The 25,439-nt window shown below is 64.5% G+C and carries 25 protein-coding genes and 1 pseudogene; 19 read left to right on the top strand and 7 right to left on the bottom strand.

Going from position 1 to position 25,439, the window contains the following annotated elements; genetic code table 11:
• The 3 genes and pseudogenes from BLW27_RS20980 to BLW27_RS19210 all read right to left on the bottom strand — a co-directional run.
• Positions 1 to 144 (bottom strand): annotated as a pseudogene (locus BLW27_RS20980) (IS5/IS1182 family transposase); the annotation flags it as partial.
• 362 nt (positions 145 to 506) lie between these two features.
• Positions 507 to 1,787: a sensor histidine kinase gene (locus BLW27_RS19215; protein WP_281242777.1), complete on the bottom strand. Its 1,281-nt coding sequence runs from the start codon at positions 1,785 to 1,787 to the stop codon at positions 507 to 509.
• A gap of 47 nt (positions 1,788 to 1,834) precedes the next feature.
• Positions 1,835 to 2,512: a response regulator gene (locus tag BLW27_RS19210; RefSeq protein ID WP_089886159.1), complete on the bottom strand. Its 678-nt coding sequence runs from the start codon at positions 2,510 to 2,512 to the stop codon at positions 1,835 to 1,837.
• A 76-nt stretch (positions 2,513 to 2,588) separates the two neighbouring features.
• On the opposite strand from BLW27_RS19210, the gene dsbD reads away from it, so the two are divergent.
• The 7 genes from dsbD (at position 2,589) to BLW27_RS19175 (ending at position 9,270) form a co-directional block, all read left to right on the top strand.
• Positions 2,589 to 4,370 carry a protein-disulfide reductase DsbD gene (gene dsbD, locus BLW27_RS19205; protein WP_245710956.1) on the top strand — a complete coding sequence of 594 codons (1,782 nt, stop codon included), beginning with the start codon at positions 2,589 to 2,591 and terminating at the stop codon, positions 4,368 to 4,370.
• Complete coding sequence (locus tag BLW27_RS19200; RefSeq protein WP_089886157.1) at positions 4,367 to 5,233, top strand: TlpA disulfide reductase family protein; 867 nt, start codon at positions 4,367 to 4,369, stop codon at positions 5,231 to 5,233. Before dsbD ends, BLW27_RS19200 begins: the two co-directional genes overlap by 4 nt.
• On the top strand, positions 5,230 to 5,856 hold the full coding sequence (locus BLW27_RS19195) for a DsbA family protein (RefSeq protein ID WP_089886155.1): 627 nt from the start codon (positions 5,230 to 5,232) through the stop codon (positions 5,854 to 5,856). Before BLW27_RS19200 ends, BLW27_RS19195 begins: the two co-directional genes overlap by 4 nt.
• A gap of 75 nt (positions 5,857 to 5,931) precedes the next feature.
• On the top strand, positions 5,932 to 6,486 hold the full coding sequence (locus BLW27_RS19190) for a L,D-transpeptidase (protein WP_089886153.1): 555 nt from the start codon (positions 5,932 to 5,934) through the stop codon (positions 6,484 to 6,486).
• Between the two features lie 7 nt (positions 6,487 to 6,493).
• Positions 6,494 to 7,105, top strand: a complete 612-nt coding sequence (locus BLW27_RS19185) for a L,D-transpeptidase (RefSeq protein ID WP_089886152.1) — start codon at positions 6,494 to 6,496, stop codon at positions 7,103 to 7,105.
• A 309-nt stretch (positions 7,106 to 7,414) separates the two neighbouring features.
• The gene (locus BLW27_RS19180) at positions 7,415 to 8,809 is read left to right on the top strand and encodes an MBL fold metallo-hydrolase (protein ID WP_089886150.1); all 1,395 of its coding nucleotides are present in this window, start codon (positions 7,415 to 7,417) and stop codon (positions 8,807 to 8,809) included.
• Between the two features lie 8 nt (positions 8,810 to 8,817).
• Positions 8,818 to 9,270 (top strand): protein tyrosine phosphatase family protein, encoded by a 453-nt coding sequence (locus tag BLW27_RS19175; protein WP_089886148.1) that lies wholly within the window; start codon positions 8,818 to 8,820, stop codon positions 9,268 to 9,270.
• A gap of 34 nt (positions 9,271 to 9,304) precedes the next feature.
• Here BLW27_RS19175 and BLW27_RS19170 read toward each other — a convergent pair whose 3' ends face one another.
• Complete coding sequence (locus tag BLW27_RS19170; protein WP_089886146.1) at positions 9,305 to 9,616, bottom strand: ArsR/SmtB family transcription factor; 312 nt, start codon at positions 9,614 to 9,616, stop codon at positions 9,305 to 9,307.
• 35 nt (positions 9,617 to 9,651) lie between these two features.
• Between BLW27_RS19170 and BLW27_RS19165 the strand changes: the two genes are divergently transcribed.
• The 9 genes from BLW27_RS19165 to BLW27_RS19125 all read left to right on the top strand — a co-directional run bounded on the left by BLW27_RS19165 (position 9,652) and on the right by BLW27_RS19125 (position 20,315).
• A complete protein-coding gene (locus tag BLW27_RS19165; RefSeq protein ID WP_342708092.1) occupies positions 9,652 to 10,146 on the top strand; it encodes a YeeE/YedE family protein in 495 nt (164 codons plus the stop codon).
• A gap of 1 nt (position 10,147) precedes the next feature.
• The gene (locus tag BLW27_RS19160; RefSeq protein ID WP_089886142.1) at positions 10,148 to 10,591 is read left to right on the top strand and encodes a YeeE/YedE family protein; all 444 of its coding nucleotides are present in this window, start codon (positions 10,148 to 10,150) and stop codon (positions 10,589 to 10,591) included.
• Positions 10,588 to 11,505: an MBL fold metallo-hydrolase gene (locus BLW27_RS19155; RefSeq protein ID WP_089886140.1), complete on the top strand. Its 918-nt coding sequence runs from the start codon at positions 10,588 to 10,590 to the stop codon at positions 11,503 to 11,505. Before BLW27_RS19160 ends, BLW27_RS19155 begins: the two co-directional genes overlap by 4 nt.
• Positions 11,506 to 11,575: 70 nt before the next feature.
• Complete coding sequence (locus tag BLW27_RS19150) at positions 11,576 to 13,327, top strand: SulP family inorganic anion transporter (protein ID WP_089886138.1); 1,752 nt, start codon at positions 11,576 to 11,578, stop codon at positions 13,325 to 13,327.
• An 817-nt stretch (positions 13,328 to 14,144) separates the two neighbouring features.
• Positions 14,145 to 15,014 (top strand): DUF6635 family protein, encoded by an 870-nt coding sequence (locus BLW27_RS19145; RefSeq protein ID WP_342708091.1) that lies wholly within the window; start codon positions 14,145 to 14,147, stop codon positions 15,012 to 15,014.
• A 97-nt stretch (positions 15,015 to 15,111) separates the two neighbouring features.
• Positions 15,112 to 16,431, top strand: a complete 1,320-nt coding sequence (locus BLW27_RS19140) for a hemolysin family protein (protein ID WP_089886136.1) — start codon at positions 15,112 to 15,114, stop codon at positions 16,429 to 16,431.
• A 474-nt stretch (positions 16,432 to 16,905) separates the two neighbouring features.
• Positions 16,906 to 17,787 (top strand): mechanosensitive ion channel family protein, encoded by an 882-nt coding sequence (locus BLW27_RS19135; RefSeq protein ID WP_143042374.1) that lies wholly within the window; start codon positions 16,906 to 16,908, stop codon positions 17,785 to 17,787.
• A 342-nt stretch (positions 17,788 to 18,129) separates the two neighbouring features.
• Positions 18,130 to 19,344, top strand: coding sequence for a PRC-barrel domain-containing protein (locus BLW27_RS21810; protein WP_245710953.1), 1,215 nt, complete (start codon positions 18,130 to 18,132; stop codon positions 19,342 to 19,344).
• A 311-nt stretch (positions 19,345 to 19,655) separates the two neighbouring features.
• Complete coding sequence (locus tag BLW27_RS19125) at positions 19,656 to 20,315, top strand: SurA N-terminal domain-containing protein (RefSeq protein WP_089886132.1); 660 nt, start codon at positions 19,656 to 19,658, stop codon at positions 20,313 to 20,315.
• Between the two features lie 37 nt (positions 20,316 to 20,352).
• On the opposite strand, the gene BLW27_RS20970 is transcribed toward BLW27_RS19125, so the two are convergent.
• Positions 20,353 to 20,544 carry a hypothetical protein gene (locus tag BLW27_RS20970; RefSeq protein ID WP_143042373.1) on the bottom strand — a complete coding sequence of 64 codons (192 nt, stop codon included), beginning with the start codon at positions 20,542 to 20,544 and terminating at the stop codon, positions 20,353 to 20,355.
• Between the two features lie 202 nt (positions 20,545 to 20,746).
• Between BLW27_RS20970 and BLW27_RS19120 the strand changes: the two genes are divergently transcribed.
• The 3 genes from BLW27_RS19120 (at position 20,747) to BLW27_RS19110 (ending at position 22,542) form a co-directional block, all read left to right on the top strand.
• On the top strand, positions 20,747 to 21,724 hold the full coding sequence (locus BLW27_RS19120; protein WP_089886130.1) for a hypothetical protein: 978 nt from the start codon (positions 20,747 to 20,749) through the stop codon (positions 21,722 to 21,724).
• A gap of 167 nt (positions 21,725 to 21,891) precedes the next feature.
• A complete protein-coding gene (locus BLW27_RS19115) occupies positions 21,892 to 22,068 on the top strand; it encodes a CsbD family protein (RefSeq protein WP_089886128.1) in 177 nt (58 codons plus the stop codon).
• Between the two features lie 267 nt (positions 22,069 to 22,335).
• On the top strand, positions 22,336 to 22,542 hold the full coding sequence (locus tag BLW27_RS19110; protein ID WP_089886125.1) for a cold-shock protein: 207 nt from the start codon (positions 22,336 to 22,338) through the stop codon (positions 22,540 to 22,542).
• A 421-nt stretch (positions 22,543 to 22,963) separates the two neighbouring features.
• Here the strand turns inward: BLW27_RS19110 and BLW27_RS19100 are convergent, their stop codons facing one another.
• The gene (locus BLW27_RS19100; RefSeq protein ID WP_089886121.1) at positions 22,964 to 23,596 is read right to left on the bottom strand and encodes a tyrosine-type recombinase/integrase; all 633 of its coding nucleotides are present in this window, start codon (positions 23,594 to 23,596) and stop codon (positions 22,964 to 22,966) included.
• Between the two features lie 285 nt (positions 23,597 to 23,881).
• The gene (locus BLW27_RS19095) at positions 23,882 to 24,997 is read right to left on the bottom strand and encodes an AI-2E family transporter (protein WP_245710952.1); all 1,116 of its coding nucleotides are present in this window, start codon (positions 24,995 to 24,997) and stop codon (positions 23,882 to 23,884) included.
• Between the last annotated feature and the right edge of the window lie 442 nt (positions 24,998 to 25,439).

The following is a 25,439-nucleotide window of genomic DNA, read 5'->3' as shown; positions in this document are numbered from 1 at the left end:
AGGGCGGCCGAGCCGACCTTCATGCGGCGCCAGCCAGGCCATTTCCTTGTCTACCCAGATCAGCATCGAGCCGCGCTTGCGCAACGCGGCGTTATGGCTGGACCAGTTCGTCGTGCGGTAGCGGGCGGGAGGAGGCTTGCTCATGCGACCCGTCTAACCGCATGGATTCGCGATGTGAATCGCCCGCAGTCAGAGTTACGCAACAACGCCGTCGACGACCCACAATACATCGGGTTTTCAGTGCCTGCGCGCGTAGCCCCTAGCAAAGACCACTATGAGCCGTTGGTCACGCGATGCCACAGCCTTGGAAGCCAAGGAATACCTGAGGCGGAAGAAATCGATCGCGCCCACCTCTCCGCCGGGCGGGGAGAAGTGGGTGATTTCACCTCCGAGACGCTCGGCCGCGCCTGCCGCGATCGAGAGGCCAAGCCCCTTCCCTCGCCCTGGCAGGATGGAGGTCAGCGGTCTGCGCAAGCCCGCCGTTTTCCGCTGCGCCGCATCCGTCATCAGTTCAGTATCAGTCTTACCGTCTGGCCGCGGCCCTTGCCAGGAGCGAACTGCACCGCGCCACCGAGGCGTTCCATCGCGCTTGCCACGATAGAGAGCCCCAGTCCGCTTCCGTTGGGACCACTACCGCGCCCCCTGGTGAAACGCGTGCTCACCCGATCCAGAAGCTCTGGCGGAATGCCTTCGCCCTCGTCGCGGATGATGAACCGAACGGCCGCGTCTCCGTCCTCGAGTGCAACCAATACCCGGCCTTCGGGAGGCGAAGCGTAGATCGCATTCTCGATCACGTTTCGCAGGGCGGCTTGCAGCAGGAACGGGTTGGTTCGCTGCCGCATCGCGTGATCGGGCGCAACGGTCTCGACCACCACATTCCTTTCAGCTGCCAAAGTCCGCAGGTCGTCCACTGTCTCGCGCATCAGATGCCCCAGGTCGGTCACGTCGAGCTCCTGTTCTGATCGTTCGACGGCTGCCAGATCCAGCAGTTGTCGCACCATGCGGTTCGTCCGCTCGACCGATCGCTCGATCGCGGAAAGCGCGTTTGCCCGCACCCCCGGATCGTCGGACAGCCGCATCACCTGGGCCTGGGTCCGCAGCCCGGCCAGTGGGGTTTTCAGTTCATGGGCGGCATAGGTCGTGAAGTCCCGTTCCACGTCACGGGCAGAGGCTACCTTCGCAAACAGGCTGTTGAGAGCCAGCCGCACCGGGCGGAGCTCGCGCGGCGCGGAGCCCTCGGGAAGCGGGCTGAGATCCGACGGCGCCCGGGCGCGAAGCGTGTTGGCCAGTCGATCGAGCGGCGCGAGGCCCTGCGCCACGCTGATCCAGAGGATTGCCGCGAGCAACGGCAGGATCAGTGCCGCCGGCAGCAGCAGCCCCTCCAGCACATCGCGCACAAGGCGGTCCCTGACGGCGAGGCTGTCGCCCACCATGACCCGGACCCCGAGCTCCTCGTTGACCAGCGTGTAGACGCGCCACGGCTCTCCTTCGATGATCGAACGGGAATACCCTTCGGCGGCGGCTTCCGTAAGCTCGACATCCGGGGCGCCGTCCGACCGGCCGACCAATCCGCCGTCCAGTGCCCAGATCTGGCAGGACAGCTGCTTCGAGTAACCGGTTTCGCGCGTCATCGGGACCGGCAACGTCCGGTCGCCGGCCCGTGCAACCTCGATCTGGTGATCGGAGATCAGGGACGAGACCATGTTGGCCGCCTCCAAGAGCCGTGCGTCCAGCACCTGCTCGATGTCCGCGCGGGTCGATGTCTGTATCCAGAGCGCAGCGGACAGCCAGACGGCGCCGGTCGCGAGCGCAAGGATCAGGAAAAGCTTCAGCCTTATAGAGATGACGCGGCCTCCTCCTCGGCAAGGCGATAACCCAAGCCCCGCACCGTTTCGATGAAGTCGCGCCCGATCTTGGCGCGGAGCTTGTGAATGTGCACCTCGACAGTGTTGCTCTCGACCTCTTCCTGCCAGCCGTAGAGACGCTCCTCGAGCGCGTCGCGCGACAGCACGCGGCGGGGATGCTCCAGCAGGGCGCACAGAATCGCGCATTCGCGGCGCGAAAAAGTGAGCGTGCGCCCGCCAAGCCGCCCGCTGAGCGAGGCCGGGTCGACGGTGAGGCCATTGTAGCGCAAGACGCTGCTGGCCCGCCCCTCGCTCCGTCGCAGCATAGCGCGTAACCGGGCCGATAGCTCCTCGAGATCAAAGGGCTTGCCGAGATAGTCATCCGCGCCAGCGTCCAGTCCGCGGACCCGGTCCCGCACCTGGTCGCGCGCGGTCAGGAGAAGGACGGGCAGGACCGAGCCTTCCGCGCGCAACTCGGCGAGGAGGTCCAGCCCGAGGCCGTCCGGCAACATGATGTCCAGCACCATGCCGTCGAACGTCGAGGTTTCCAGTGCCGCGCGGGCATCCGTCAACGTCCCGACGAGGTCGGGGGTGAACCCCGACAGCCGCAGCCCAACAGAGAGGCCATCGGCCAGGACGTCGTCATCTTCCACGATCAGTATGCGCATCTTGCCTCCGTCTGGTGGGGGATCTCGCGCGCCGACCTTAAGGCCTGCTTAAGGTTGGCCGCCCATTCGGCGCAACATGATGATGCCGCCTTCTTCATTGGCCGTCCTGACGGCGCTTGCGCTCTTCGCCGCCGGCGCTCCCAATGCCCAGGCCCCCTCCGACCCGCTTACGGCCGAGGAAGCTTTCGTGCTGTCCGTGGAACAAGCCGGCGACGAGCTCACCCTGTCGTGGGACATCGCCGACGGGTATTACCTCTACCGCGATCATCTCGGCGCCGAGGGGCCGGAGGAGGCAGATCTCCCATTGCGGACCCCGGACGGCGAGATGAAGGACGATCCGAACTTCGGGGTTGTGGAAGTCTACTATGACGCGGTCATCGCACAACTTGAAGCCGAAGGCGGCCCGGTCACGGTGACCTGGCAGGGGTGCAAGGAAGACAGCATCTGCTACCCGCCGCAGACGCGCGTGTTCGAGATCGACGGCGCAGGGGGTGCGACAACCGCGTCCGGCGCGGGCTTCGAAGCGACCAAGGCCGGCACGAGCACCACGTCCACCGGCGGAGGGACCGGCCTTACCCTTGCCGATGATCCCGGCATCCTCGACGGGCTGTCGGCGCGGGGTGGCACCGCACTTGTCGTTGCCGGTTTCCTTGGCCTGGGGCTTCTGCTTGCCTTCACGCCGTGCGTCTTTCCAATGTTCCCCATCGTGGCAGGCATGGTCATAGGGCAGCGCGAGCCGCCGGGCATCCGCCGGGGCCTGACCCTCTCGGGCGCTTACGTGATCGCGATGGCCACGGCTTTTGCGGGGCTCGGCATCGTGGCCGCATGGTCGGGGCAGAACCTTCAGGTTGTCCTTCAGTCGCCGACAGCGATCGGCGTGGCGGCGGCAATCTTCGTGCTCCTCGCGCTGTCTATGTTCGGAATGTTCAACCTGCAGATGCCGCGCGTCATCGCCGCGCGGCTGGAGGGCGCTGGCGGGCGTGGCGGCTCGCTCGGCGGCGCGGCTCTTCTAGGGTTCACTTCGGCGCTGATCGTCGGCCCATGCGTAACCGCACCGCTCGCCGGGGCGCTGCTCTACATCGCCCAGACCGGGGACGTGGACCTGGGCGCGCTCGCGCTCTTTGCGCTTGGTCTCGGGCAGGGCCTGCCGCTGCTGGCCATCGGGGCCTTCGGCCCGCGCGTGCTTCCGAAGTCCGGCGCCTGGATGGAAGGGGCGAAAAGGGTCTTTGGCGTCCTTTTCCTCGGCTTCGCGATCTGGCTTGCCGGACGGGTGCTGCCGGGCCCCCTGACGCTGGCGCTGTGGTCGGCGCTTTTGATCGGCGTGGGGGTCGTTCTGGCCCAGGCGCCGCGGGACGGCATGGCAGGTCGGCTGGGCAGCGCCTTGGGCGTGATCGTGCTCTTCGCCGGGGTGCTTCAGGGCGTGGGCGCGGCGGTTGGCGCCGACGACCCGACGCGCCCGCTTGCCCCGTTCGCTGCGCGCAGCTCCATTCCGGAAGCGCAGGCCGAACCGTTTTCTTCGCTCCGCACGAAGGCTGCGCTGGAAACTGCCCTGACAAACAGCAACCGCCCGACCCTGGCCTACGTAACGGCGGAGTGGTGCACCACCTGCCGCAGCATCGAACAGGGGCTGTTGTCGGACCCCCGCCTTCAGGCGGCCCTTGCCGGGCTTTCGTTGCTCAAGGTCGACGTCACCGAATTCGGGGCGGAGAGCCAGGTCTTGCTGGACCTGCTGGGAGCGGCGGGCCCACCGACGATGGTCTTCTTCGATGAACACGCGGCCGAGGTGCCGGGCACTCGGCTCGTCGGCGACACCGACAGCGGCGCCATGCTTCGTTCCGCCCGGATGGTGTCCCAATGACTGGCGTCCAGATCGGGCCGCTCGCCTTCGACATCGACCGGTTCGCGTTCATCGTCGCGGCGCTGGTCTTCTTCGCGCTCTTTCACCTGCTGACCATTCGGCAAACCCGCCGTGGCGAGGATGTCAGGCGGTGGGCCTTCCCGGCGGCGGTGGCCTGGTTGCTGGCGGCGCGCTTCGGCTACGTGATCCAGCACTGGGAGGTTTTCTCGACGCACCCGCTCGATATTCTGAAACTGTGGCAGGGCGGCGTCTCGGTCCAGGCGGGCTTCTTCGGCATCGCCGCTTTCGCCTTCGTCGCGGTTCTGCGCGGAGAAGCCGCCGTGGCGCCGATCATGGGTGCGGCTTTCGCCGGGTGGTTGGCAAGCGAGGCCGTCTTCGGTTTCTCCAAGGGAAGCGAAGTTCCCGGTTTGCCGGCGACGGCTTATCCCACGCTGACAGGCACTCCGCTCCGGCTGGACGAACACGACGGTCAACCCCTCGTCCTCAACCTGTGGGCCAGCTGGTGCCCGCCCTGCAGACGCGAAATGCCGATGATGATGGATGTCGCCGAAACGATCGACGGCGCGGAACTGGTCTTCGCCAATCAGGGCGAGACGCATGCGCAGGTCGCGCAATTCCTCGAAACACTGGACCTCGGCACCGAGCACATGGCCCTCGACCCGAATTCGAGCCTGATGACCCGCTTCGCTGCTCTCGGGCTGCCGACAACGCTGTTCTTCGACGCGTCCGGCACCCTGACGAACCTGCATTTTGGCGAGATCTCACGCGCCGAACTGATGTCGCAGATCGCGGCCCTCGACGCCACCGCGTCACCGGCCGGCGCCGGTGACGCGAGAACAACCATGACAGGAGACATACCATGACGATGAATCGACGCAGCCTTCTCGCCATCGGGGGCGGCGGCCTTCTGCTGGGCTCCAGCGCATTGATGCTCTGGCCCGAGGGCGGCCACGCGCAGCAACTGACGGTCGATGCCGTCCTGAACGATCCGGATGCGCCGGTTCAGGGAAATCCCGCAGGCGACGTGACCGTGGTCGAATACTTCGACTACCAGTGTCCGTTCTGCAAAGGCATGCACCCGACGCTGAAGGACGTGGTTGCCGGGGATGGCAACGTGCGCCTCGTGATGAAGGACTGGCCGATCTTCGGCGCGCCGTCGGTGCGGGCCAGCCAGCTGGCCCTCGGCGCCGTTACTCTCGGTGCCTATGAAGATGTGCACGAGGCGCTGATGGCGACGGACGCCCGGCTCAGTGAGGCGGATGTCGAGGCCACCGTCGCCCGGGTCGTTCCGGTGGACGATGCGATGGACGCGTATCGCGCCGACCGGGCGAAATGGGACGCGCTTCTGACGCGCAACGACTTCCAGGCCGCAGCCATGGGGTTCCGGGGCACGCCCGCCTTTGCCATCGAGACGACGCTCTTCAGCGGCGCCCTGGATCGCCAGACCCTCGTGGATGCCATCGCCGCAGCGCGGGCCGAGGCTTAATCCCCACGTAAGGTTCAGCAGCAGGATAAAGCCGTTGGTGCTGAGAACCGCCAGCACAAGAAAAGGAAAACGAGCATGAAACAGTCTTTCACACGTCGTGGCGCGATCGCTTTCGGTATGGCCGCGGGTGCAGGCCTCGCCGCGCCCTCTCTGGCTCTCGCACAGGTGGCACAACGCAACGTCTCCAGCTTCTCGATGCAGGACTGGCGCGATCATTTCGATGATCTCGGCAAGGCCACCATCGTGGCAGATACGTCCTCGCGCGCGCTGCACTTCTGGAACCACGACGGGTCCGACTATCGCATCTATCCCACCTCCGTCCCGATCTCGGAAGAGCTGACGAAGCGGGGCTACACCAGCATCGTGCGCAAGAAGGTCGGCCCCTCCTGGACGCCGACGCCGTCGCAGCTGGAGCGGTATCCCGACTGGGAGCCGATCGGCCCCGGCCCCGAGAACCCGCTGGGCACCCACGCGATGTATCTGAGCTGGCCCGCCTACATCATCCACGGCACGCACGACACGCGAAAGATCGGCCGGGCGTCCTCTGACGGGTGTATCGGGCTCTACAACGAGAAGATCGAGGAACTTTACGGCCTGTGCCCCGTAGGCACGCAGGTTCGCATTATCTGAGGTAATCATGGAACGCAGACACTTCATACTGAGCGGGCTGGCCCTGGGCAGTCTTCCTGCGGCGCGATCCGCTGTCGCGCACGAAACTTCGGATCCGGTGGACTCTCCGGACCTGATGGACCCGCATGTTGTCCAGATGGCCCCGCCCTACCCTGCCCCAGGCGAAGTCCATGTGCTCCCGGGGCCCTTCAGGCTCTATTGGACGCTGCCGGAGGGGCGCGCCCTGGTCTACCCGGTTCGCATTGGCCGTGGGGATCTCTACGAGGCGGGCGAGTTCTATGTCGGCGCAAAGAAGGAATGGCCGTCCTGGACCCCGACACCGGGGATGATCGAGCGCGAGCCGGAAAAATACGCGCGACACGCGGACGAGGGGATGCCCGGTGGACCGGGAAACCCTCTGGGTGCGCGCGCGCTCTACCTGTTCACCGAAGAGCGGGGAGATACGTTCCTGCGCATTCACGGCACGGATGACCCTTCGACCATCGGCCGCGCCGTCTCCAACGGCTGCGCCGGACTCATCAACGCGCACATGATCGACCTCTACGACCGGGTGCCAATGAACGCGCGCGTGGTGCTGCATCCGAAGGCGCCCGATGGTGGGTTCGCCTGGAATGGCTAAGAACTTTTCAGCGGTGGAGCGTAGAATATCGTAGGCTAGGCTGCTCAGGGCCAAAAAAGGAACCGGGCGAACGCCTGAGCCGGGACAACCCGCGAAAGGAATGTCCTGAAAGCTCCGGAGCATCATACGGCGTCGCGGCGGACGGTCGTGCCGACACGAGCGGCGGAGCTCGCGCAGCGGATGCACGCATGGTGCGCCACGCCGCCGATCCGGGACCTCTACTGCGTCCCCCTGTCGCACCAGCGGCTGGCGACAGCCGACCCGGAACTCCCGTTCTCTCCCCTTGTTGACGCCTGAAGGAGGACGACCATGACCCTGCGGTTCGAACAGATCCTGGCCGACGGCGTCGCCGAGTGTTCTTACCTGCTGGGCGACGATGCCGCGCATGTCTGCGCCATCGTCGATCCCCGCCCGGATGTGGAGATCTACCTCGAGGCGGCACGACGCTTCGGCCTCGCCATCACACATGTCTTCGAAACCCATATCCACGCCGATTTCATGAGCGGCGCCCGGGAGCTGGTCGACCGCCTCGGCGGGCAAGCGAAGCTCTGTGTCAGCACCGAAGGTGGCGCGGAATACGGTTTCGACCACGAGGCAGTGCGCGACGGCGACGAATTCAAATTTGGCGGGCTGCGGATGAACGCGTGCTTCACTCCCGGCCATACACCCGAGCATATGTCCTACCTGCTCCATGACGACGATACCGAGACGCCATGGGGCGTTCTGTCGGGCGATGCTTTCTTCGTCGACAGCGTCGGGCGGCCAGATCTGATGGGCGATGACCAGACCGACGAGTTGACCGAGAAGCTGTTCCACACGGTGCGCGACGTGTTCATGGCCCTGCCCGACGACGTCATCATCTATCCCTGCCACGGCGCCGGGTCGGCATGCGGGCCCAACATCGGCGACAGGATGTCGAGCACGATCGGCTATGAGCGGCGCTTCAACGACTATGCCAGGATCGAGACGCTGGACGCGTTCAGGAAGGCCATGCAGGCGGACGCCCCGCCGGTGCCGACGCATTACCCGCGGCTCAAGAAGGTGAATGCCAATGGCCCAGAGGTGCTGCGCAACCTGCCGCGCGTGCCGCCTCTGACGGTAGATCAATTCGCCAAGGCAACCAAGAGCGGCGCCCAGATCCTCGATGTGCGCGACATGATGGCCTTCGGCGCGGGTCACGTGAAGGGCGCGCTCAATATCGGCGCGCGTCCCGAGCTGTCGGTCTGGGCGGGCTGGTTGCTCGATCCGGAACGCCCCATTCATCTGGTTCTGAGGGACGGCGACCTGGCGGAGGTCGTGAAGCTGCTGTGGCGCACCGGGTTCACCGACTTCGGCGGCTATCTCGCCGGCGGCATGAGCGCATGGCGTGAGGCAGGACGCGACTTTGCGCAGATCCCGCAGATCTCGGTGCACGAGTTGAAGGATTCGGAGAATGTCACGCCCCTCGACGTGCGCAAACCCGACGAATGGGAGGACGGCCATGTTCCCGGCGCAGTCCACGCCTTCCTCGGCGAATTGCGCGAGAAGATGGACGATCTCGACCGTGACGCATCCTATGCGACCTACTGCGCCAGCGGCTTTCGCGCCAGCATCGCCGCGAGCCTGCTGGCGGCTGAAGGCTTCGAGAACATCCGCAACGTGCCGGGCAGCTGGAAGGCGTGGAGCGCCGCCGGCTATCCGAGTGAAACTCCCACAACCCAGTGAGGACCAGCATGGACGAGATCATCACCATCGACAGCAACCACGTCGTGGCACTTTTCACCCCTGACGAAGCGGCACTGCGCAAAGCCGCCTCGGCCGGCGTCCTGAGCGTCGTGAACTTCCGAACCTCGGACGAGAAAGGCGGCCTGTCGCTGGCCGACGAGCGGCGCGTGGCCGAGGCGGCGGGGTTGAACTACCTGCACCACCCCGTCTCGGGCGATGCGCTGGACGACGAGCTGGTGGATGACTTCCGCCGCTCGCTCGACGACCTGCCCCAGCCTGTCCTGCTGCACTGCGCGTCCGGAAAGCGCGCGGGCGCGATGGCGTTGATGACCTTGGCGGCCGAGAACGGGCTGGACGGCGACGCGGCCCTGGACCTGGGCCGGAAACGCGGCCTCGACCTGTCGCAGGAGAAGATCGGCGCGTTCGTAAGGGACTATGCCGATCGAAAGGCGAACGTCTGAGATCGTCGGGGCGGTGCCAGCCGGCCCGCCCCGCTCAATCCGCCGCACGGGTGCAGTAGAGCCCGTGCAGCGTTTCCAGCACGGCTGCGACCTCGCGGCCTTTCACGCGGTAGTAGATCGTCTGCCGGTCGCGCCGCCCCTCGATCAGCCCGGCGTCCTTCAGTCGCTTGAGATGCTGCGACATCGACGATTGCGACATGCCGCAGTCCTGCGCCAGCTCGCCCACCGACCGCTCGCCATCGAGCAACCGGCACAGGATCTGCAAGCGCGCCTCCGAGGCCAGCATCCCCATCAGCGCTGCGGCTCCCTGGATATCGCCCTCAAGGAACTCGTCAGTGATTTTCATATTCTACCTATTGAATATTAGTGCTAAGTAATATATTGAAGTCCTGTCACAGGACAAGCCCGACGGCGCAGGTCGTCGTATCACGGAGTCGCAAGATGGAAACCTCATTCACCCCTTGGCTGTCGCTGGGCGGCGGCCTGATGATCGGCGCCGCAGCGGTGCTACTGATGGCCACGAACGGCCGCATCGCCGGCATCAGCGGCCTCACCTCGCGCGTCTTCGCGCGCTCCACCGATGGCGAAGCGCGCGGCGTCTCGGCGCTGTTCGTGCTGGGCCTGCTTCTGGCCGCGCCGATCTGGCTGCTGGTGTCCGGCGAATGGCCGCAGCAATGGGTGCCGTCGAGCCCTGCCCTGATGGCGGTCGCGGGCCTGCTGGTCGGCTTCGGCGCGACATATGGCAATGGCTGCACTTCCGGCCACGGCGTCTGCGGCATAAGCCGCGGCTCGCTTCGCTCGATCGCCGCCACCGCGACCTTCATGACCGCGGCCTTCATCACGGTCTTCGTCACCCGTCACCTGATCGGAGGCTGAGATGAAACAATTCTTCGCGCTTCTCTCCGGCCTGATCTTCGGCTTCGGCCTGATCCTCTCGGGCATGTCCAACCCGGCCAAGGTTCTGAACTTCCTCGACGTGTTCGGCACCTGGGACCCGAGCCTCGCCTTCGTCATGGGCGGCGCCATCGCGGCGACCGCGCCGGGCTTCGCGTGGCTCACCCGCAGCCGCTCGCGCCCCTTCTTCGACACCGAGTTCCGCCTTCCGAACCGGACCGATCTCGACCCCAAGCTGCTGACCGGTGCGGTGCTGTTCGGCACCGGCTGGGGCCTGGGCGGCTTCTGCCCCGGCCCCGCGCTCACCGCGCTTCCGATCGCGGCGAGCGGCACGCTGATCTTCGTGCCCTTCATGCTGGCGGGCATGTGGCTCGCTCGGCACACCCCCGACCTTACAATGCCCTTCAGAAAAGGAGTTCTGCGATGACCGATCCCCTGAAAAGCCGTGTCGTGCGCCATTCGCCCTCGACCGGCGCAGGCAGCCCCGACGTCTGGGGCATATACGAGCCCGACACCGGCTCGATCCAGTATATCTGCGCCGACCCGAAGACGCGCCAGGCCGCGTTGATCGACGTGGCGTGGAACTTCGATCACAAGAACTACCGCTTCTCGACCGAGAGCATGGACCAGGTGCTCGACATCGTGCGCGACAACGACCTGACGGTGCAGTGGGTGCTCGACACCCACCCGCATGCCGACCACGTCATGGCCTCGGCGCACCTCAAGGAGCGCACCGGCGCGCCGAACGCGATCGGTCAGAAGGTCCACGACATCGCCAGGCTCTGGGAAGGGATCTACAACCTGCCGGGCGTCTTCGATCCAGACCGCGACTTCGATCACCTGTTCGCGGAAGGCGAGACCTTCCGGATCGGCGATCTGGAGGCGCGGGTGATGCTGTCACCCGGCCACACGCTGGGCTCGATCACCTATGTCTGCGGCGACGCGGCCTTCGTGCACGACACGCTGATGCATCCCGACGCCGGCACCTCGCGCTCGGACTTCCCCGGGGGCAAGACCAGCGAGCTTTGGAATTCGATCCAGGAGATCCTCTCCTTGCCCGGCAACACGCGCCTGAACGTGGGCCACGACTACGGCACGAAAGAGCGGAAGGAGCCGATGTGGGAAGCCACGGTGGACGAGCACAAAGCGCACAACATCCACGTGAAGGACGGCACCGAGCGCGAAGCTTTCATCGAGCGCCGCCAGACCCGCGACAAGACGCTGGCGCTGCCGAACCGCATCCTCGCGGCGTTGCAGATCAACTTGCGCGGCGGGCGGCTGCCCCCGGCCGAGGATGACGGCAACCACTACCTGAAGCTGCCGGTGAACCGCTTCGACTAATTCGCCTGGCGGCCCGCCGATCCTGCGCGGGCCGCCCATTCTTTCAATCATGCAAGTCGGATTGACCCGGATGACCCTGTCCCCGCTGTCGCGCTACCTGCCGATCCTCGACTGGGGACGGCGCTACGACCGCTCGACCCTCACCGGCGACATGGTGGCCGCCGTGATCGTGACGATCATGCTGATCCCGCAATCGCTGGCCTATGCGCTGCTCGCGGGGATGCCGCCGGAGGCCGGGATCTACGCCTCGATCGCGCCGATCCTGCTCTATGCCATCTTCGGCACATCCCGCACGCTGGCGGTGGGCCCGGTGGCGGTGGTGTCCCTGATGACGGCGGCGGCCGTCGGCAACATTGCCGAAAGCGGCACCGCGGGTTATGTGACTGCCGCCCTGACGCTGGCCTTCCTGTCCGGCGCCATGCTGCTGGCGCTGGGGGTGTTTCGCCTGGGCTTTCTCGCCAACTTCCTGTCGCACCCGGTGATCGCGGGCTTCATCACCGCGAGCGGAATCCTGATCGCGGCGAGTCAGCTGCGCCACATCCTCGGCATCCAGGGCGAGGGCCACAGCCTGATCGAGATCGTCTCCAGCCTTTTTGCGCATCTGGGCGAGATCAACCTCATCACTGTGGTCATCGGCGCCTCGGCCACGGCCTTCCTGTTCTGGGTCCGCAAGGGGCTGAAGCCACTTCTGCGCCGCCTCGGGCTCGGGCCGCGCATGGCCGATATCGGGGCCAAGACCGGCCCAGTTCTCGCCATCGTCGCCACCACGCTCGCCGTCTGGGTCTTCGACCTGGGCGATCGCGGCGTGGCCATCGTCGGGGAGGTGCCGCAAAGCCTTCCGCCGCTGACGCTCCCGTCCTTCTCGCCGGAGCTGCTCTCGCAACTCTTTGTGCCCGCGTTGCTGATCTCGATCATCGGATTCGTCGAAAGCATCTCGGTCGCGCAGACCCTCGCTGCCAAGAAGCGCCAGCGCATCGACCCCGACCAGGAGCTGATCGGCCTCGGCACCGCCAATATCGGCGCGGCCTTCACGGGGGGCTTTCCGGTCACGGGCGGCTTCTCGCGCTCGGTCGTGAACTATGACGCGGGCGCCGAGACGCCCGCCGCCGGGGCGTTCACGGCCGTCGGTCTCGCGCTGGCCGCTTTGTTTCTTACGCCGCTGATCCACTACCTGCCCAAGGCGACCTTGGCCGCGACCATCATCGTCGCCGTCCTGAGCCTCGTCGATTTTTCCATCCTGAAGCGCGCCTGGCACTTCAGCCGCGCCGATTTCGCCGCAGTGTCCGTTACGATCCTGCTGACGCTGGTCCTCGGCGTCGAGGTCGGCGTGACGGCAGGCGTCGTCACCTCGATCCTGGTGCACCTCTACAAGACCTCGCGCCCGCACATGGCGGTGGTCGGCCGGGTGCCGGGCACCGAGCATTTCCGCAACGTGCTGCGCCACCAGGTTGAAACGCAGCCGCATGTCCTGTCGCTGCGCATCGACGAGAGCCTCTATTTCCCGAACGCCCGATATCTCGAAGATCAACTGGCAGCCTTCGCCGCTGACAAGCCTGAACTCACCGACGTGGTGCTGATGTTCCCGGCAGTGAACGAGATCGACCTGTCGGCGCTCGAGTCGCTGGAGGCGATCAACACGAGGCTAAAGGACGCGGGCGTCCGGCTGCATCTGAGCGAGGTAAAGGGCCCGGTGATGGACCGTCTCAAGCGCAGCCACTTCCTCGACGAACTGACCGGAGAGGTGTTCCTCAGCCAGCACGAGGCGGCGTGCAAGCTGGCGTCTCAGCAGGGACACTTCGCCGTTGCCAAGGAAGCACGCTAATCCACTCCAGTAAGCCTGAAGAACCCTCTGGCTCGACCCGACCAGTTCGGGACGACTGAGACCCGTCGGCTAAAAGCCGCCCAAGGCGTGGCCAGCCCTTTGCATTTCGTGGTGCAGGTGAGTGATGCCAGTGCTCGGAACGCAATGACCGCTTCGAGCCCAAACTGACCACGGCGTCCCGGTTCGGTTTCGCGCACGCAGCGACATGCACGTCGTCGTGAACGGCCCGGTCCTGCCGTTCGCGGACCGTTTCCACGCCGCGGCGCAGCTTTCGCAATGCTGCCATTCGCGCGTCTCGCAGCATTTTCGGAGGATGAAGGACCGCAGTGCGGACGAAGCTGCTACTCGCTGCGATCGTTCGTTGTGCTGTACGCGCGAAGGCACTCGGTCGGAAGGACGGAAGGAGCGACAAGTGCCGGGGACGATCCGAGGTGATGTCGGGCACACCGCGCCACAAGGCATCGATCAAGACCAGAAGTTCGGGCGTCGAGGTGCCGAAGCCGATCACGGTGAGCCGATCAGCAAGGGCGGGATCGCTTTGAAACAAAGCTGCTCGCGAAGCTAATCGACAGAAATGAATCCTCGCGGGAGCCGTTGCAGTCGCGTTATCTCGACACCGAGCTTTCCGGATTGGCTTCGAAGTGCCAATGCCCGCTGCTCGACCGGCGAAATGCATCCCGCTCGACGGGCTTGCAGAAAGGAGATGGTGGGGCACCGCCATGGGCTCATCATCGAACCGCGCACCGACCGCCGATGGAACCGGCAGTCCAGTCGACATTGAATACTTCAATTGCCGCCGGGCGATGATCGAGGTTTCGTGGCGCGGCACTTCACATGGCCCGGGACGCTTCGTCTTCATGGCGCGGCCCTTGGGTGGGACATACTCCGGGCGCCTCTTAACGTCGCCCTGTCGCCGATCCTCGTGCTGACCCGCATCGCCGCGTATCTTTGCCGGCGCGCGGGCTGGCGTGGGGGTGCCGATTGGCTGGCCCGACGACGGGTTCTTTTGCGCACCTCCGTCGCGCGGCGGGTCGAGGTTCTGATTGTGACCGATCTTCTGGACCTGCCACTCGGCGAGGGGGCTGCGGCCCGCGACCCATCGGCCTTGGCCCGCTCCGTCCTGACCGCGCCGCAGTTTCGCGAAATAATCCGCACGCGCGCGAGCGCAGCCGAGGCGGAAGCCCCTGGCCAGCGAATCGCGACTGCCCTGGGCGAATATGCGGGCACCCGTTCAGCGGTCGCGGAGATGACCACGACGCTGTGTGTGCTTCTCATCGGTGCCTTGGCCTTCCAAGCGCTGACGCCGGGCATGATCTCGATGGCGCCGGGCGTGGCAGATGCCCTCGCCCGCACCAACGCGATCGCAACCTTCCCGCTGGGCCAGACTATCGGCGGGATGTGGTATGGCGTGTTCGGGGTGGGAGCGTCGCCGTGGCTGGTGGGGACGACCGTCGCGGTGCTGGTCATGATCGGCTCGGTCTTCGCCGCCTTCGCGCGTGTCCTCGCCGATCCCGTGCAAAGCCGTCTCGGCATCCACCGCCGACGTTTGGGGCGCCTTCTTGATACGCTCGAGGTGGAATTCCTCGGTCGCGGAGACAAACCCTTCGCGGCGCGCGAGCACTTCTTTGCTCGCATACTGGATCTGTGGGACGCCGCTGCAAGCGCGGTCCGCATCTTCAGGAACTGACGGTCGGCCAGTTGCGCGGCCTGTGGTCGCCCAGTGCGCGACCGTGTAAGACATCGTCAAAATCAATGGCCGGGACCTCCGGCAAGAGTTGGAGAAAATGTACTTCGAGATTGCAACCGTCATTCTATTGACGCTGATCAACGGCCTTCTCGCGATGTCCGAACTGGCCATCGTCTCAGCCCGGCCCGCGCGGCTGAAGCTACTGGCCGACAAGGGCAGCAAGGGGGCGGCGACGGCCATCCGCCTGGCCGAGGATCCCGGCCGCTTCCTGTCCAGCGTACAGATCGGTATCACGCTTGTCGGTATTCTGGCGGGAGCCTTCTCCGGCGCGACGCTGGGGGCGCGTCTTGCGGACAGCCTGATCGACTTAGGCATGCCGTCCGCCTTCGCGCAGCCGGTCGGCGTTGGATCGGTGGTGGTGGCGATCACATACCTGTCGTTGATCGTGGGCGAACTGGTGCCCAAGCAGATCGCCCTGCGGGCGCCTGAACAGGTCGCCGCGCGCGTGGCCCCGATGATGCGGGCCATCGCCCGGATCGCCGCCCCGCTGATCTGGGTTCTCGATCGGTCGGGCAAATTCGTGCTGGCACTGCTCGGGCAAGCGGGAAGTCGGTCACGCGGGGTGAGCGACGAAGAAGTTCGCCTCATCGTAGCCGAGGCTGAAAGCTCGGGCGCCATGGATCGCGCGGAAAGCCAGATGATCGCCGGCGTCATGCGGGTCGCGGACCGGACGGCCCGCGGCCTGATGACAGCTCGGCACGAAATGGAGACGCTCGATGCCGGCAGCGACAAGGCGGACCTCTTGCAGCGCCTTCATGATCTCAGCCGGTCCCGTGTGCCGGTCTGGGAGGGTGACGCCGACAACATCATTGGCGTGCTGACCACCCGTGACATCCTGGCGCCCGCGCTGATGAACGAGCCGTTCGATCTGCGCGCCCTGCTGCGCCAAGCGCCGGTGGTCCGGGACGGACAAAGCGCGCTGGAAGTCGTGGATCGCCTCAGAACGGCACCGGCGCACATGGTTCTGGTCTATGACGAGTACGGGCATTTCGAGGGGATCATCACGCCGATGGACGTGCTCGAAGCCATCGCAGGCCAGTTTCCCGACAACGTGACGGACGAGCCGAAGGTGGTGACGCGGGCGGATGGGTCCTATCTGATCGCAGGCTGGATGCCCGTGGACGAGTTCGCCGACTTACTTGCGCTGGAGATCGGCCCGGATCGCGGATTTGAGACGGTCGCAGGTCTGGTTCTCGACGAGATCGGACATCTGCCGGAGGTCGGGCAGCGACTGGAGCTGCAGGGGTGGACAATCGAGGTCGTTGATCTGGACGGGCGGCGGATCGACAAGCTTCTGGTCTCTCGCTTTTACCAACGAACATCTGAGCAACCGCGCGCTCTGGGCGGCTTGAGATAGACGGGCTGGTCATTGAAGGATGGTAAACTTCTGCACCGCCGTTCTCAACGTGTCCGCAGCGGAAATCAGATCTCACCACAATTGTGGGCTTGCGCCTCGATTGCGCCGCGAATCCGGTCGGTTCCTGGCGTGTTTGGCATGCAAAAACATCTCACCGAGCGTCCGGACCAACAGCCCCCACCGACGGCAGGGCGCCCGGCTTGCGGTCGGCATGCTCCGGGCAAACGCTCCGGGCGTGCCGACCGCCCATCGAAGGTCCGCAACACCAGAACTTCGCGAAGACATCCGGAATCGAGGTCCTGTCGAGATTGCGCACCATCTGATGTGTCACCCAGGGTTTCTTTCTCGATGAGCAGATACGGCGGGATCCCGCACTGCCAAAGCCCGGACCGAGATGGACGGCCCGCAGTGGAGGGCCGGGAACCGGAAAGCGGGCGACGCCGTTTGCGGTCATGACGATTGCGCCAGAAGCCGATGATTCCCAACATTGAGCCGCTGCGCATCCTGCGCGCCGAACTTGCGGATCTGGCGGCGAGTTCTGTCGCAGTCCTGCCGAATATTCTCGCCGCCCTCATTGTTTTGGTCCTGACTTGGGCGTTGGTGCGCTACGCTTGGCGGGGCGAGGCTCGGCTCCTCAGGCGCTGGCAAAAGCGCCCGGCGCTGATCGCGGCTGCGCGGACTCTGACGCAGACCCTCATCTGGCTCGGCGGTGTGGTGGTCGCGGCTACGCTGGTCTTTCCGGGAATGTCAGCGACGAACGTGGTCGCAGGCCTCGGGGTGGGCTCGCTGATCGTCGGGCTCGCCTTCAAAGACATCTTCGAGAACTACCTTGCCGGCGTGATGATCCTGCTCCGAAAGCCGATGCGGATCGGCGACGACATCATCTGCGAGGGCATCGAGGGACGGGTAGAGCAGATCACGATCCGCGACACCTATCTGCGGCAGCGCTCTGGCGAGCTGGTGCTCGTGCCGAACGGTTTCATTTACCGCAACCCGACCACGGTGGTTACCGACCAGCCGCTGCGTAGGATCACGCTCGAGGTGGGCGTCGCCTACGGCACAAATCTGGAGCGCGCCCGGTCCCTTCTGTTCGACGCGCTCACAGGGCTCGACACGGTCGACACTTCGAAACCGACCGAGGTGTTCTGCCAGGGCTTCGGCGACTCCTCGATCGACTTCGTGCTGCGCTGGTGGAGTGGATCGACGCCAGTGGAGGAGCTGCGTTCTCGCGACGAGGTGGCCCGGGCGGTGAAACTTGCACTCGACGGCGCCGGCATCGAAATTCCATTCCCGCAGAGGACGCTCAGCTTCCTGGAGCCGGTCCCCCTCGACGGTGCCCGAACGAATCAGCGGTAGAGGCGGCGGCCCTCCTTACTGCATCGGGAGCGCCAGTCTACAAAGCACCAATGCCGAGGACTTGCGCGCAGACAAACAGGCAGCTCTTCGACCTGGCGCGATCAGCGGCACTCGCCCCCTCTCTCCCCGTCACTACGGAGACGCCGCAAGGTCATCCAACATTTCAGGCTGAACCGACGTTGGTTCGGTTTGCTCGGAACCTCCCGCCTTCCCGATCAAGGTTCGCTCTGAGGGGCAAACTGCAAGGGGAACAGACGCGCCTTGTGGCCGTTGAGATGGCAAGCACGGCGAACACGCTTAGCGCGTCGAGCCGCTGCAAAGAAATCAACAAGGAGAGAAAAGATGATGCGTACTACGCGAAGCTGTTCGACGGCGATGGCTCTCGTTCTGGTGGCCGCCACGCCGGCGCTCGCTCAGACGACCTGGACGTATAGCGACATCGACCAGGACGGGAACCTCGAGCTGAGTTCCGCAGAGTTCGAAGCACTTGGTCGCGAGCTGTTCGTGACTTGGGACGCGGACCAGGATCAAATCATCGGCGAAAACGAGTTCTACGGTGGCGTCTATGACGCTTGGGACGTCAACGACGACGACATCCTGACCGAGGCAGAATACAGCGAAGGGTGGGGCACCTGGTTTGGCGACTACGACGAGGTCGCCTACGGTGATCTCGACCTGGACGGTGATGCGGAATTGATCGAGGACGAGTTCCACACCGGCTTCGGCCAGGTCGGGGTCTACGACACCTGGGCCACTGACGGCGAACTCGGCGAGGATCAGTTCGTCACCGGTCTCTACGATGTCTACGACGCCGACGACGACCTGGTCGTCACGCAGGCCGAGTACGACGTCGTCGGGACGTTCTGGATGACCGACGTTGCCACGACGGACACGCTTGAGGCCGAGGTGATCTCGCTCGCCGACTGGACCTACGACGACCTCTATGCCGGCGGCTTCAGCGCCGAAGACTTCATCGACGAGATGGTGGTGTACGGCGTGAGCGGCGAGGAAATCGGCGAAGTCGAGGACATCATCATCGGTGCCGACGGACAGATCGCCTCGATCGTGGCCGAGGTCGGCGGGTTCTGGGACATCGGTGACACCCATGTCAGTATTCCCTTCGATGAAGTGGCGATGACCGAGGTGCGTGACGGGATCGTCATTCCGGTGACCGAGGATACGGTCGGCGATTACGGTTTCGACCAGGAAGTGTTCTCGGCGGTTACTGCAGCAGACGAAGCTGTCAGCGGAGTCGACGACGCCGAGGCCATTCGGGGGTGGCGCGCCTCCGAGCTGATCGGCGACTATGCGCGCGTCCGTGACGGCGACGCATACGGTGACTACGGCTACGTCAGCGATCTGATCCTGCGCGACGGAGCCGTGGCGGCCGTGGTCGTCCAGCCGGACGCCGCATACGGCGCCGGATACCGAGCCTACCCGTACTATGGCTATGAAGGTGGGTACGGTTGGAACGCCGGTTCGCCGTTTTACGACATGCCCTATGACCAGCAAGAAGTCGGCGAAGTGGACGTGCTGGACTACGAGCGCTTCGAATAAAGTTCAGCTCGGCTTCAAGCTGCGGTCCCGCCCGAACGGGCGGGGCCTTAGCCTCCAGACATCTTTGTCTGTCTTCACCTGCGCGTTCCTCGGAGAACGATCGTCATCGGGCCGGGCCTCGCGCCACCAGGCGCGCGACAACTCCAGCAATCCGGACGACTAAGCCCTGTCCAAACTGATGACGACACGACCGTCTTTCGACCACGGCTCGGTCGTCGGCGCTTCGGTCTGGTCAGCCAGACGAAAGGTGATTTTCCCATCAAACGTCCGGCCTGTTTCCCCCAGGCCGAAACATCCAGAGGAGAAACAACATGACTTACAAGACCCTCTTGCGCCGCACCACTGTCGGTGTAGCAATGATCGCCGCCCTCGCCACCACGCCGCTGTCGGCTCAGGAAAGCGGGTCATCCGGGTCCGGCGAAAGCCAGACGCAGTCCCCCGGCGCTGCGCAAATGATAATCCCGGACCAGCGGGTCGTGTCAGTGGGTGAGACCGAGATCACCGGTGCTGACGTAAGCGAATTCATCGAGAGCTTCCCGCCCCGGCTGCGCCAACAGCCGCCGCAAATGCTGATCTCCATGGCGGTACAGAACATGGTGTTGCGAGAGCTCCTGCTGCAGGAAGCCGAGGCGCAGAATCTCGGTGAGGACCCCGAGGTCCAGTCGATCGTCGAACAGGCCGCTGACGTGGCCCGCGAAGACGCCATGGTCCAAGTTTACCTGGTGCGCGAGCTTGAAAAGCGCGTTACCGACGAAGCGGTGCAGCAAACCTACGACCAGATCGCCGAGCAGACCGAGGAGGAGTTGCCGCCGCTCGAAGACGTCCGTCTTCAGATCGTGCAGCAGCTTCAGCAGCAAGCCGTTCAGGGCGTTCAGCAGGATCTCGCCTCTGGCGTCGAAATCGTGTTCTACGGCCCGGATGGCGAGCCGATGGAAGCCAGTGCCGACGAAACGTCGGCCGATAACCAGTGAGATCGTGACTCCCGTCGATTGCGCGCCGTCGCGGGCCTCATAGCCCGCGGCGGTCTTTTTTCTGTTTGCCGCGCCGGATCTGTATCGAGAAGAGACGCCACGGCGTGGTGCTCAGCGCCCTCGCCGATGGAGGTGCAGCTTTGACGACGACGAGAGCGGCGTCATCGAAGAGCCGGAGTTCGGCGATGTCGGCGTCGACCTGGGCGACGGCGGCTTCTGGGACGCGCAAGTCCCTCTCACCGCAACGAAAAGAGTCCGAGCAATGCCGGCCCTTTTTTGTTGACCTTGGCGCACGCCCGACAATTGGAACGCCGAAGGTGGTGTTGGAATGAAGGCCAAACACGAGCCCCGGCTGCGGAAAGTCAGGAACAGAGGTCCTTCTTGCCTGTTGTCCGGTCACTCCCCCAGAAGGAAAGGAGACGGATACGAAGATGTCGAATTACAAGATGCGAGACACCGCGATTGCCGCGATCCTGAGCATTCCTGTCGCGAGCGGCGCTGCCTTTGCGCAAGAGTCCAACCAAACGAACCAGAGCGGAGCAGGCTCGCAGTCGTCTGACAGCGCGACGCAGCAGTCGACGAGCGGCAACGGTCAGGCCGGCGGCACCCAGCAGAACGACCCGGTCGTGGCGGCGGTCGCAGGCACCGAGATCTTCGGTTCGGATGTCATGAAAGTCATCGGCGCTCTTCCGCCGGAACTGAGCTCGCAGCCGTCCGAGATGCTCGTGCCGATGGCTCTCGAGCAACTCATCCTGCGCCAGCTGATCGTGAACGAGGCCCGCAGCCAGAACTTTGATGAGGATCCGGAAGTAGTCGCGCTGGTCGAGACGTCGATGGCCGGTGCTGAAGACGATGCGCTGGTTCAAGTCTGGCTCGACCGACAGATGGCGAATGCCGTGAGTGACGAGGCTGTCCAGCAGACCTACGATCAGGCTGTTGCACAAGGACAGCAGAACATGCCGCCGCTCGCGGAAGTCCGCCCGCAGATCGAGCAGTTCCTGAGCCAGCAGGCAATGCTGGGCATCCGCACGCAGCTAACTGAAGGTGCCGACGTGGTCTTTTTCGATCCCGCAGGCAACCCGATTGATCCGCAGTCCGGAGGCCGAGCGCAGGGGTCTGCCAGCACGCAGGAAGGCTCCGCGGAGGGCGATGTCTCCGCAGACATGAGAGCAGCGATCGAGGATGCCGTTGCTGCACGCGATGTCACGGCACTTTACGACGCGTGGGCGGGCGAAGATGAGATGCTCACGGTGAGCGAATGGGATGCCGTCGTGGATCAGGTTTTCGGCGAAGACGACGTGAACCTCGCCGTAACCAGCTGGGACGACGACTCCAATGAGGTGATCTCTCGGATGGAGTTCAACGAAGCTGTCGCAGAAGACGATCTCTTGGACACGGTTCTGCGCTGACACTGTCGTCGCGCAGGAAGGTCCCGGCCGACTTGGATCGGGACCTTCCGAATTACGCAAGATGAGGCCGTTCTTGCCGATGTAGACTGGGCGGTCCAACGGCAGCTGGGCAGGAACAGGCAGTGCGCGCCCACATTGCTATCTTCAATCAATGAAAGGACGAACCGATGAGTGACGATCGTAAGGAAGGCCACGCCAAAGACATCAAGGGTTCCGCCAAGGAAACCTTGGGCAAGGCTACAGGCGACAAGGACACGGAACAAAGCGGCAATGCGGATCAGGCCGAGGGGAAGGTCCAGAAGGCGATCGGCAAGGTCAAGGATGCGCTGAAAGGGAAGAAATGAGATCCATTGATTGCTGCTGGGTCAGTTCTCAGTGACATCCGATCGGCTGCGCGCGCTTGCCAGAGGGATGGACTGGTCCTCCCTTAGTATCGCAGATGCGGGCGATTAAAGATGGACAGACTGCCGGCGACCTGTCACGAGGGTCACGCTACGTTTCCTCTATCGATCCCCTGCTTTCCCGACCGGGCTTCAGCGAACTCGATCTTGGCCACTGCGCCGCGCTGTTGCACTTCCGCGAACAGGTTGAAAACTACAGGAGATCTCACGATGGCCAATGGCACCGTGAAATGGTTTAACGCCACCAAAGGCTTCGGCTTCATTGCTCCCGCGACGGGCGGCAAGGATGTCTTCCTTCACATTTCCGCCGTCGAGCGCGCGGGCCTTACGTCGGTGAGCGACGACCAGAAAGTCACCTACGACGTCGAATCCGGCCGCGATGGTCGCGAGTCCGCGGCGAACCTTCAGCTCGCCTGAACGGACGACCCGAATTGGGAACAGGGCGCCTACGGGCGCCCTTTTTTGTTCTGCCTCAGGCGCACGGCTTGCGGCCGTTCTCACGCGCTCGGTCGCAACTGATGCACGTGCCCAATGACCTGCGGCGGCGCAGCGTTCCGCGGCATCTCAAGCTCGCGGCAACGTCCGCTTCCGAGTTTGCGTCAAGACCATCTCGTGCTCGCAGCGAAGGTCGGAATTTCGCCCTCCTTACCGATGCCCTTCGCAGCTGCGGCGAAGAGCGAGCATGCGCAGCGAACGGCAGAAAGGTCCGCGTTCCCGACTTCCGACCGGGCGATCATGCTGCGCTGGCTACGAACGGCAGCTTTGAAGAAGCCGCGCCGCAGCATCAGGCCGGCGTCAAAAGGCAGGAGTGGGCCGTCCATGCCAGACGGCCCTGTCGTCAAATCTCCACCGCTTCGGAGATCGCCAAGGCGTCCTCGAGCTCGACGCCGAGGTAGCGGACAGTGCTGTCCATTTTCGTATGACCGAGCAGAAGTTGAACCGCCCGCAGATTGCCTGTCTTGCGGTAGATCTGCGCGACCTTGGTCCGTCGCATCGAATGGGTGCCGTAGGTGCTCGGCTCTAGGCCGATCGAGACCACCCAGTCGCGCACCAGCCGAGCATACTGACGCGTGGAGATACGCAGCCTCTCGTGGAAACGACCGGGCCAAAGGTATTCTGAACCAGTCATGCCCGGATCTTCCAGCCAGGCAGCCACCGATTTTCGGGTTCCATCGGTGATCTCGAAACGGACGGGTAGTCGAGTCTTGCTCTGGGTGATCGATGCGCGTTCCTTGACCTGCCCCGCCGCGTAGACATCCGCGACTTTCAGCTTCACGAGGTCGCAGCCACGCAGCTTGCTGTCGATTGCGAGGTTGAAGAGCGCGAGATCCCGGACGCGGTTCGCGATCTCGAGACGCACTCTGATGGCCCAAACGTGCTTTGGCAGAAGCGGCCGTTTCTGGCCCACGATACGGCCCTTGTTCCAGGCGGGCCGGCAGGTGCGGATGGCGGGAAGGTTTGCAGTGGGCATGGTAGTTCCTCCACTCCGCCCCCATCCGCCACGACGCCGACATCGTGCCGACACTGCCATCCTAACATAGCGCGGCGCGGCGAATGGCCGGAGCGAGCCCAGACCGTGGAGCTGTGACACTGTCAACGTGAGCTTTGAGTGCTTTTGAAAGAGCGCGGCCGAGGTCCTCATCGCGCTCGCCTTCAATGTAGGTGCTGCGCCGCTGATTTGGCAGTGTGGGCACCGGCAGCGCCTGTCCACCGGCGCAAAGATACTGTCGCCCTGCTACGCTCGTCAGGGTCGAGATCACCCTGCTCCGGGCTTTCTCTCGTCCTCACGCTCGAGGTAATCACCGACATAGACCTCGCGGACCAGCGTCATCCCAAGCGCGGCGAGGGGAGTTGCGAGCGCGAGGCCCAAGAGGCCGAAGAGCACACCCAGCAGGAGCTGCATCGAGATGATGAGGACCGGGGGCAGTGACACCCGCTCCTGCTGGATCAGCGGCGTGATGAAATAGCTCTCGAGCGTCTGAACTGAAAGGTAGACGAGGATCACCAGAAGAACGGTGGTGCCTCCTTCCGGAAGAGCCAGAAGGATCGCCGGCACGGCGGCGAGTACCGGCCCAATGTTCGGGATGAAGGCCAGCAGGGCCGCGATGAGGCCGAGAATGAAGGCCAGTGGAATGCCGAGCAGCCAGAGACCAAGCCAGGTGAGTACGCCTACCACGGTCATCGCCATCAGCTGGGCGATCAGCCAATTCTGCAATGTCGACCCGGCCTTGCCGAGCACTTCGTCGCCGCGCTCGCGGACCGACGGCGCAAGGAGCGCGACGAGCCCGCGGCGGTAGCTGCCGGGGTCAAGCGCGCCGTAAAGGCCGATGAATAGCATGATGATGAAGTTGCCGAGCGCGCCGAAGGTGCTCGTCACGGCAGTCGCGGCAGCGCTGCCGCCTCCACCCGACACCAGCCCCGCGGGATTGGCGCTGTCCAGCAGCCGCTCGCCCCACGCGAACTGCTCGATCCACCCGCGCAGTTCCTCGATCGCCGAAGGGATCTCCTCGTTCAGCTGGTTGAACTGTGTGACGGCCGCGGGTGCGAATGCCACCACGGCTGCCGCGAGCACGCCGATCAACAGCAAGATGAAGATGCCGATGCCCCATCCCCGCGCCAGTCCGACGTGCCGCGCGATGAAGGTGCCGCCGCCGTCGAGGAAGACGGCGATCAGCAATCCCGCGAAAACGACCAGCAAGACGTCCGGCGCGATGATGAGCAGGAACAGAAGGGAGACGAGGATGACCGCCAGCGAAACCGCTCGCCGGCTGGAGGTGATTGGAGCCATCTGCATCAACACCAAGTCGTGGGACCAGTTCCTTCTGCCGCCGCTGAGGCTCCACATCTGGCCCCTGCGGCCGACGAGGAACACCACTGATTTGATTCACGCGAAGCGGGCCGGCCCGCCGCGATCCGGTTCTGGACCGACATTTGCAAGCTGGCGCAAGGCTTCATCACGCGAAGGACTGCAAACGTCGTTGCAGTATGCTGTCTGACGGTTTTCGGGTGAACGCGGCGATAGGGACGGTCACTCCGCCTACGCAACTCCGTCGACGCCAAGACACGGCACGACCTGAGCTTGAGGTTCGTCGCTTTGTTCTTCAGCGCACCTGCGCAGCCAGTCGTGGGCGACGGCAGTCTTTCTGCTGGCGGCATCCGGCAGGACGAACGGATAATCGTTCTGCGCATCCCGGTCGTAACTGGGGACAAGGGCTTGGGCGGGTCAAACTGGCTGGCTCCCCCCTTGTTCCAATACGGCTCACAGCAGTGGCGAAATTCAAGACTGTCCCATGCGCCTTCGGCGAGCAATTTCA

The sequence above is a fragment of the Citreimonas salinaria genome (assembly GCF_900107235.1).
In the GTDB taxonomy this organism is placed as follows: domain Bacteria; phylum Pseudomonadota; class Alphaproteobacteria; order Rhodobacterales; family Rhodobacteraceae; genus Citreimonas; species Citreimonas salinaria.
The sequence above is the reverse complement of the archived record's forward strand: the minus strand, read 5'-3'. Positions and strand labels throughout refer to the sequence as shown.

Excerpts from the sequence above, each read along its gene's own strand:
- BLW27_RS19210 (WP_089886159.1), bottom strand. The coding sequence starts at position 2,512 with ATGCGCATACTGATCGTGGAAGATGACGACGTCCTGGCCGATGGCCTC.
- dsbD (WP_245710956.1), top strand. The coding sequence starts at position 2,589 with ATGATGATGCCGCCTTCTTCATTGGCCGTCCTGACGGCGCTTGCGCTC.
- BLW27_RS19200 (WP_089886157.1), top strand. The coding sequence starts at position 4,367 with ATGACTGGCGTCCAGATCGGGCCGCTCGCCTTCGACATCGACCGGTTC.
- BLW27_RS19195 (WP_089886155.1), top strand. The coding sequence starts at position 5,230 with ATGACGATGAATCGACGCAGCCTTCTCGCCATCGGGGGCGGCGGCCTT.
- BLW27_RS19190 (WP_089886153.1), top strand. The coding sequence starts at position 5,932 with ATGAAACAGTCTTTCACACGTCGTGGCGCGATCGCTTTCGGTATGGCC.
- BLW27_RS19185 (WP_089886152.1), top strand. The coding sequence starts at position 6,494 with ATGGAACGCAGACACTTCATACTGAGCGGGCTGGCCCTGGGCAGTCTT.
- BLW27_RS19180 (WP_089886150.1), top strand. The coding sequence starts at position 7,415 with ATGACCCTGCGGTTCGAACAGATCCTGGCCGACGGCGTCGCCGAGTGT.
- BLW27_RS19175 (WP_089886148.1), top strand. The coding sequence starts at position 8,818 with ATGGACGAGATCATCACCATCGACAGCAACCACGTCGTGGCACTTTTC.
- BLW27_RS19170 (WP_089886146.1), bottom strand. The coding sequence starts at position 9,616 with ATGAAAATCACTGACGAGTTCCTTGAGGGCGATATCCAGGGAGCCGCA.
- BLW27_RS19160 (WP_089886142.1), top strand. The coding sequence starts at position 10,148 with ATGAAACAATTCTTCGCGCTTCTCTCCGGCCTGATCTTCGGCTTCGGC.
- BLW27_RS19155 (WP_089886140.1), top strand. The coding sequence starts at position 10,588 with ATGACCGATCCCCTGAAAAGCCGTGTCGTGCGCCATTCGCCCTCGACC.
- BLW27_RS19150 (WP_089886138.1), top strand. The coding sequence starts at position 11,576 with ATGACCCTGTCCCCGCTGTCGCGCTACCTGCCGATCCTCGACTGGGGA.
- BLW27_RS19140 (WP_089886136.1), top strand. The coding sequence starts at position 15,112 with ATGTACTTCGAGATTGCAACCGTCATTCTATTGACGCTGATCAACGGC.
- BLW27_RS19135 (WP_143042374.1), top strand. The coding sequence starts at position 16,906 with ATGATTCCCAACATTGAGCCGCTGCGCATCCTGCGCGCCGAACTTGCG.
- BLW27_RS21810 (WP_245710953.1), top strand. The coding sequence starts at position 18,130 with ATGATGCGTACTACGCGAAGCTGTTCGACGGCGATGGCTCTCGTTCTG.
- BLW27_RS19125 (WP_089886132.1), top strand. The coding sequence starts at position 19,656 with ATGACTTACAAGACCCTCTTGCGCCGCACCACTGTCGGTGTAGCAATG.
- BLW27_RS19120 (WP_089886130.1), top strand. The coding sequence starts at position 20,747 with ATGTCGAATTACAAGATGCGAGACACCGCGATTGCCGCGATCCTGAGC.
- BLW27_RS19115 (WP_089886128.1), top strand. The coding sequence starts at position 21,892 with ATGAGTGACGATCGTAAGGAAGGCCACGCCAAAGACATCAAGGGTTCC.
- BLW27_RS19110 (WP_089886125.1), top strand. The coding sequence starts at position 22,336 with ATGGCCAATGGCACCGTGAAATGGTTTAACGCCACCAAAGGCTTCGGC.
- BLW27_RS19100 (WP_089886121.1), bottom strand. The coding sequence starts at position 23,596 with ATGCCCACTGCAAACCTTCCCGCCATCCGCACCTGCCGGCCCGCCTGG.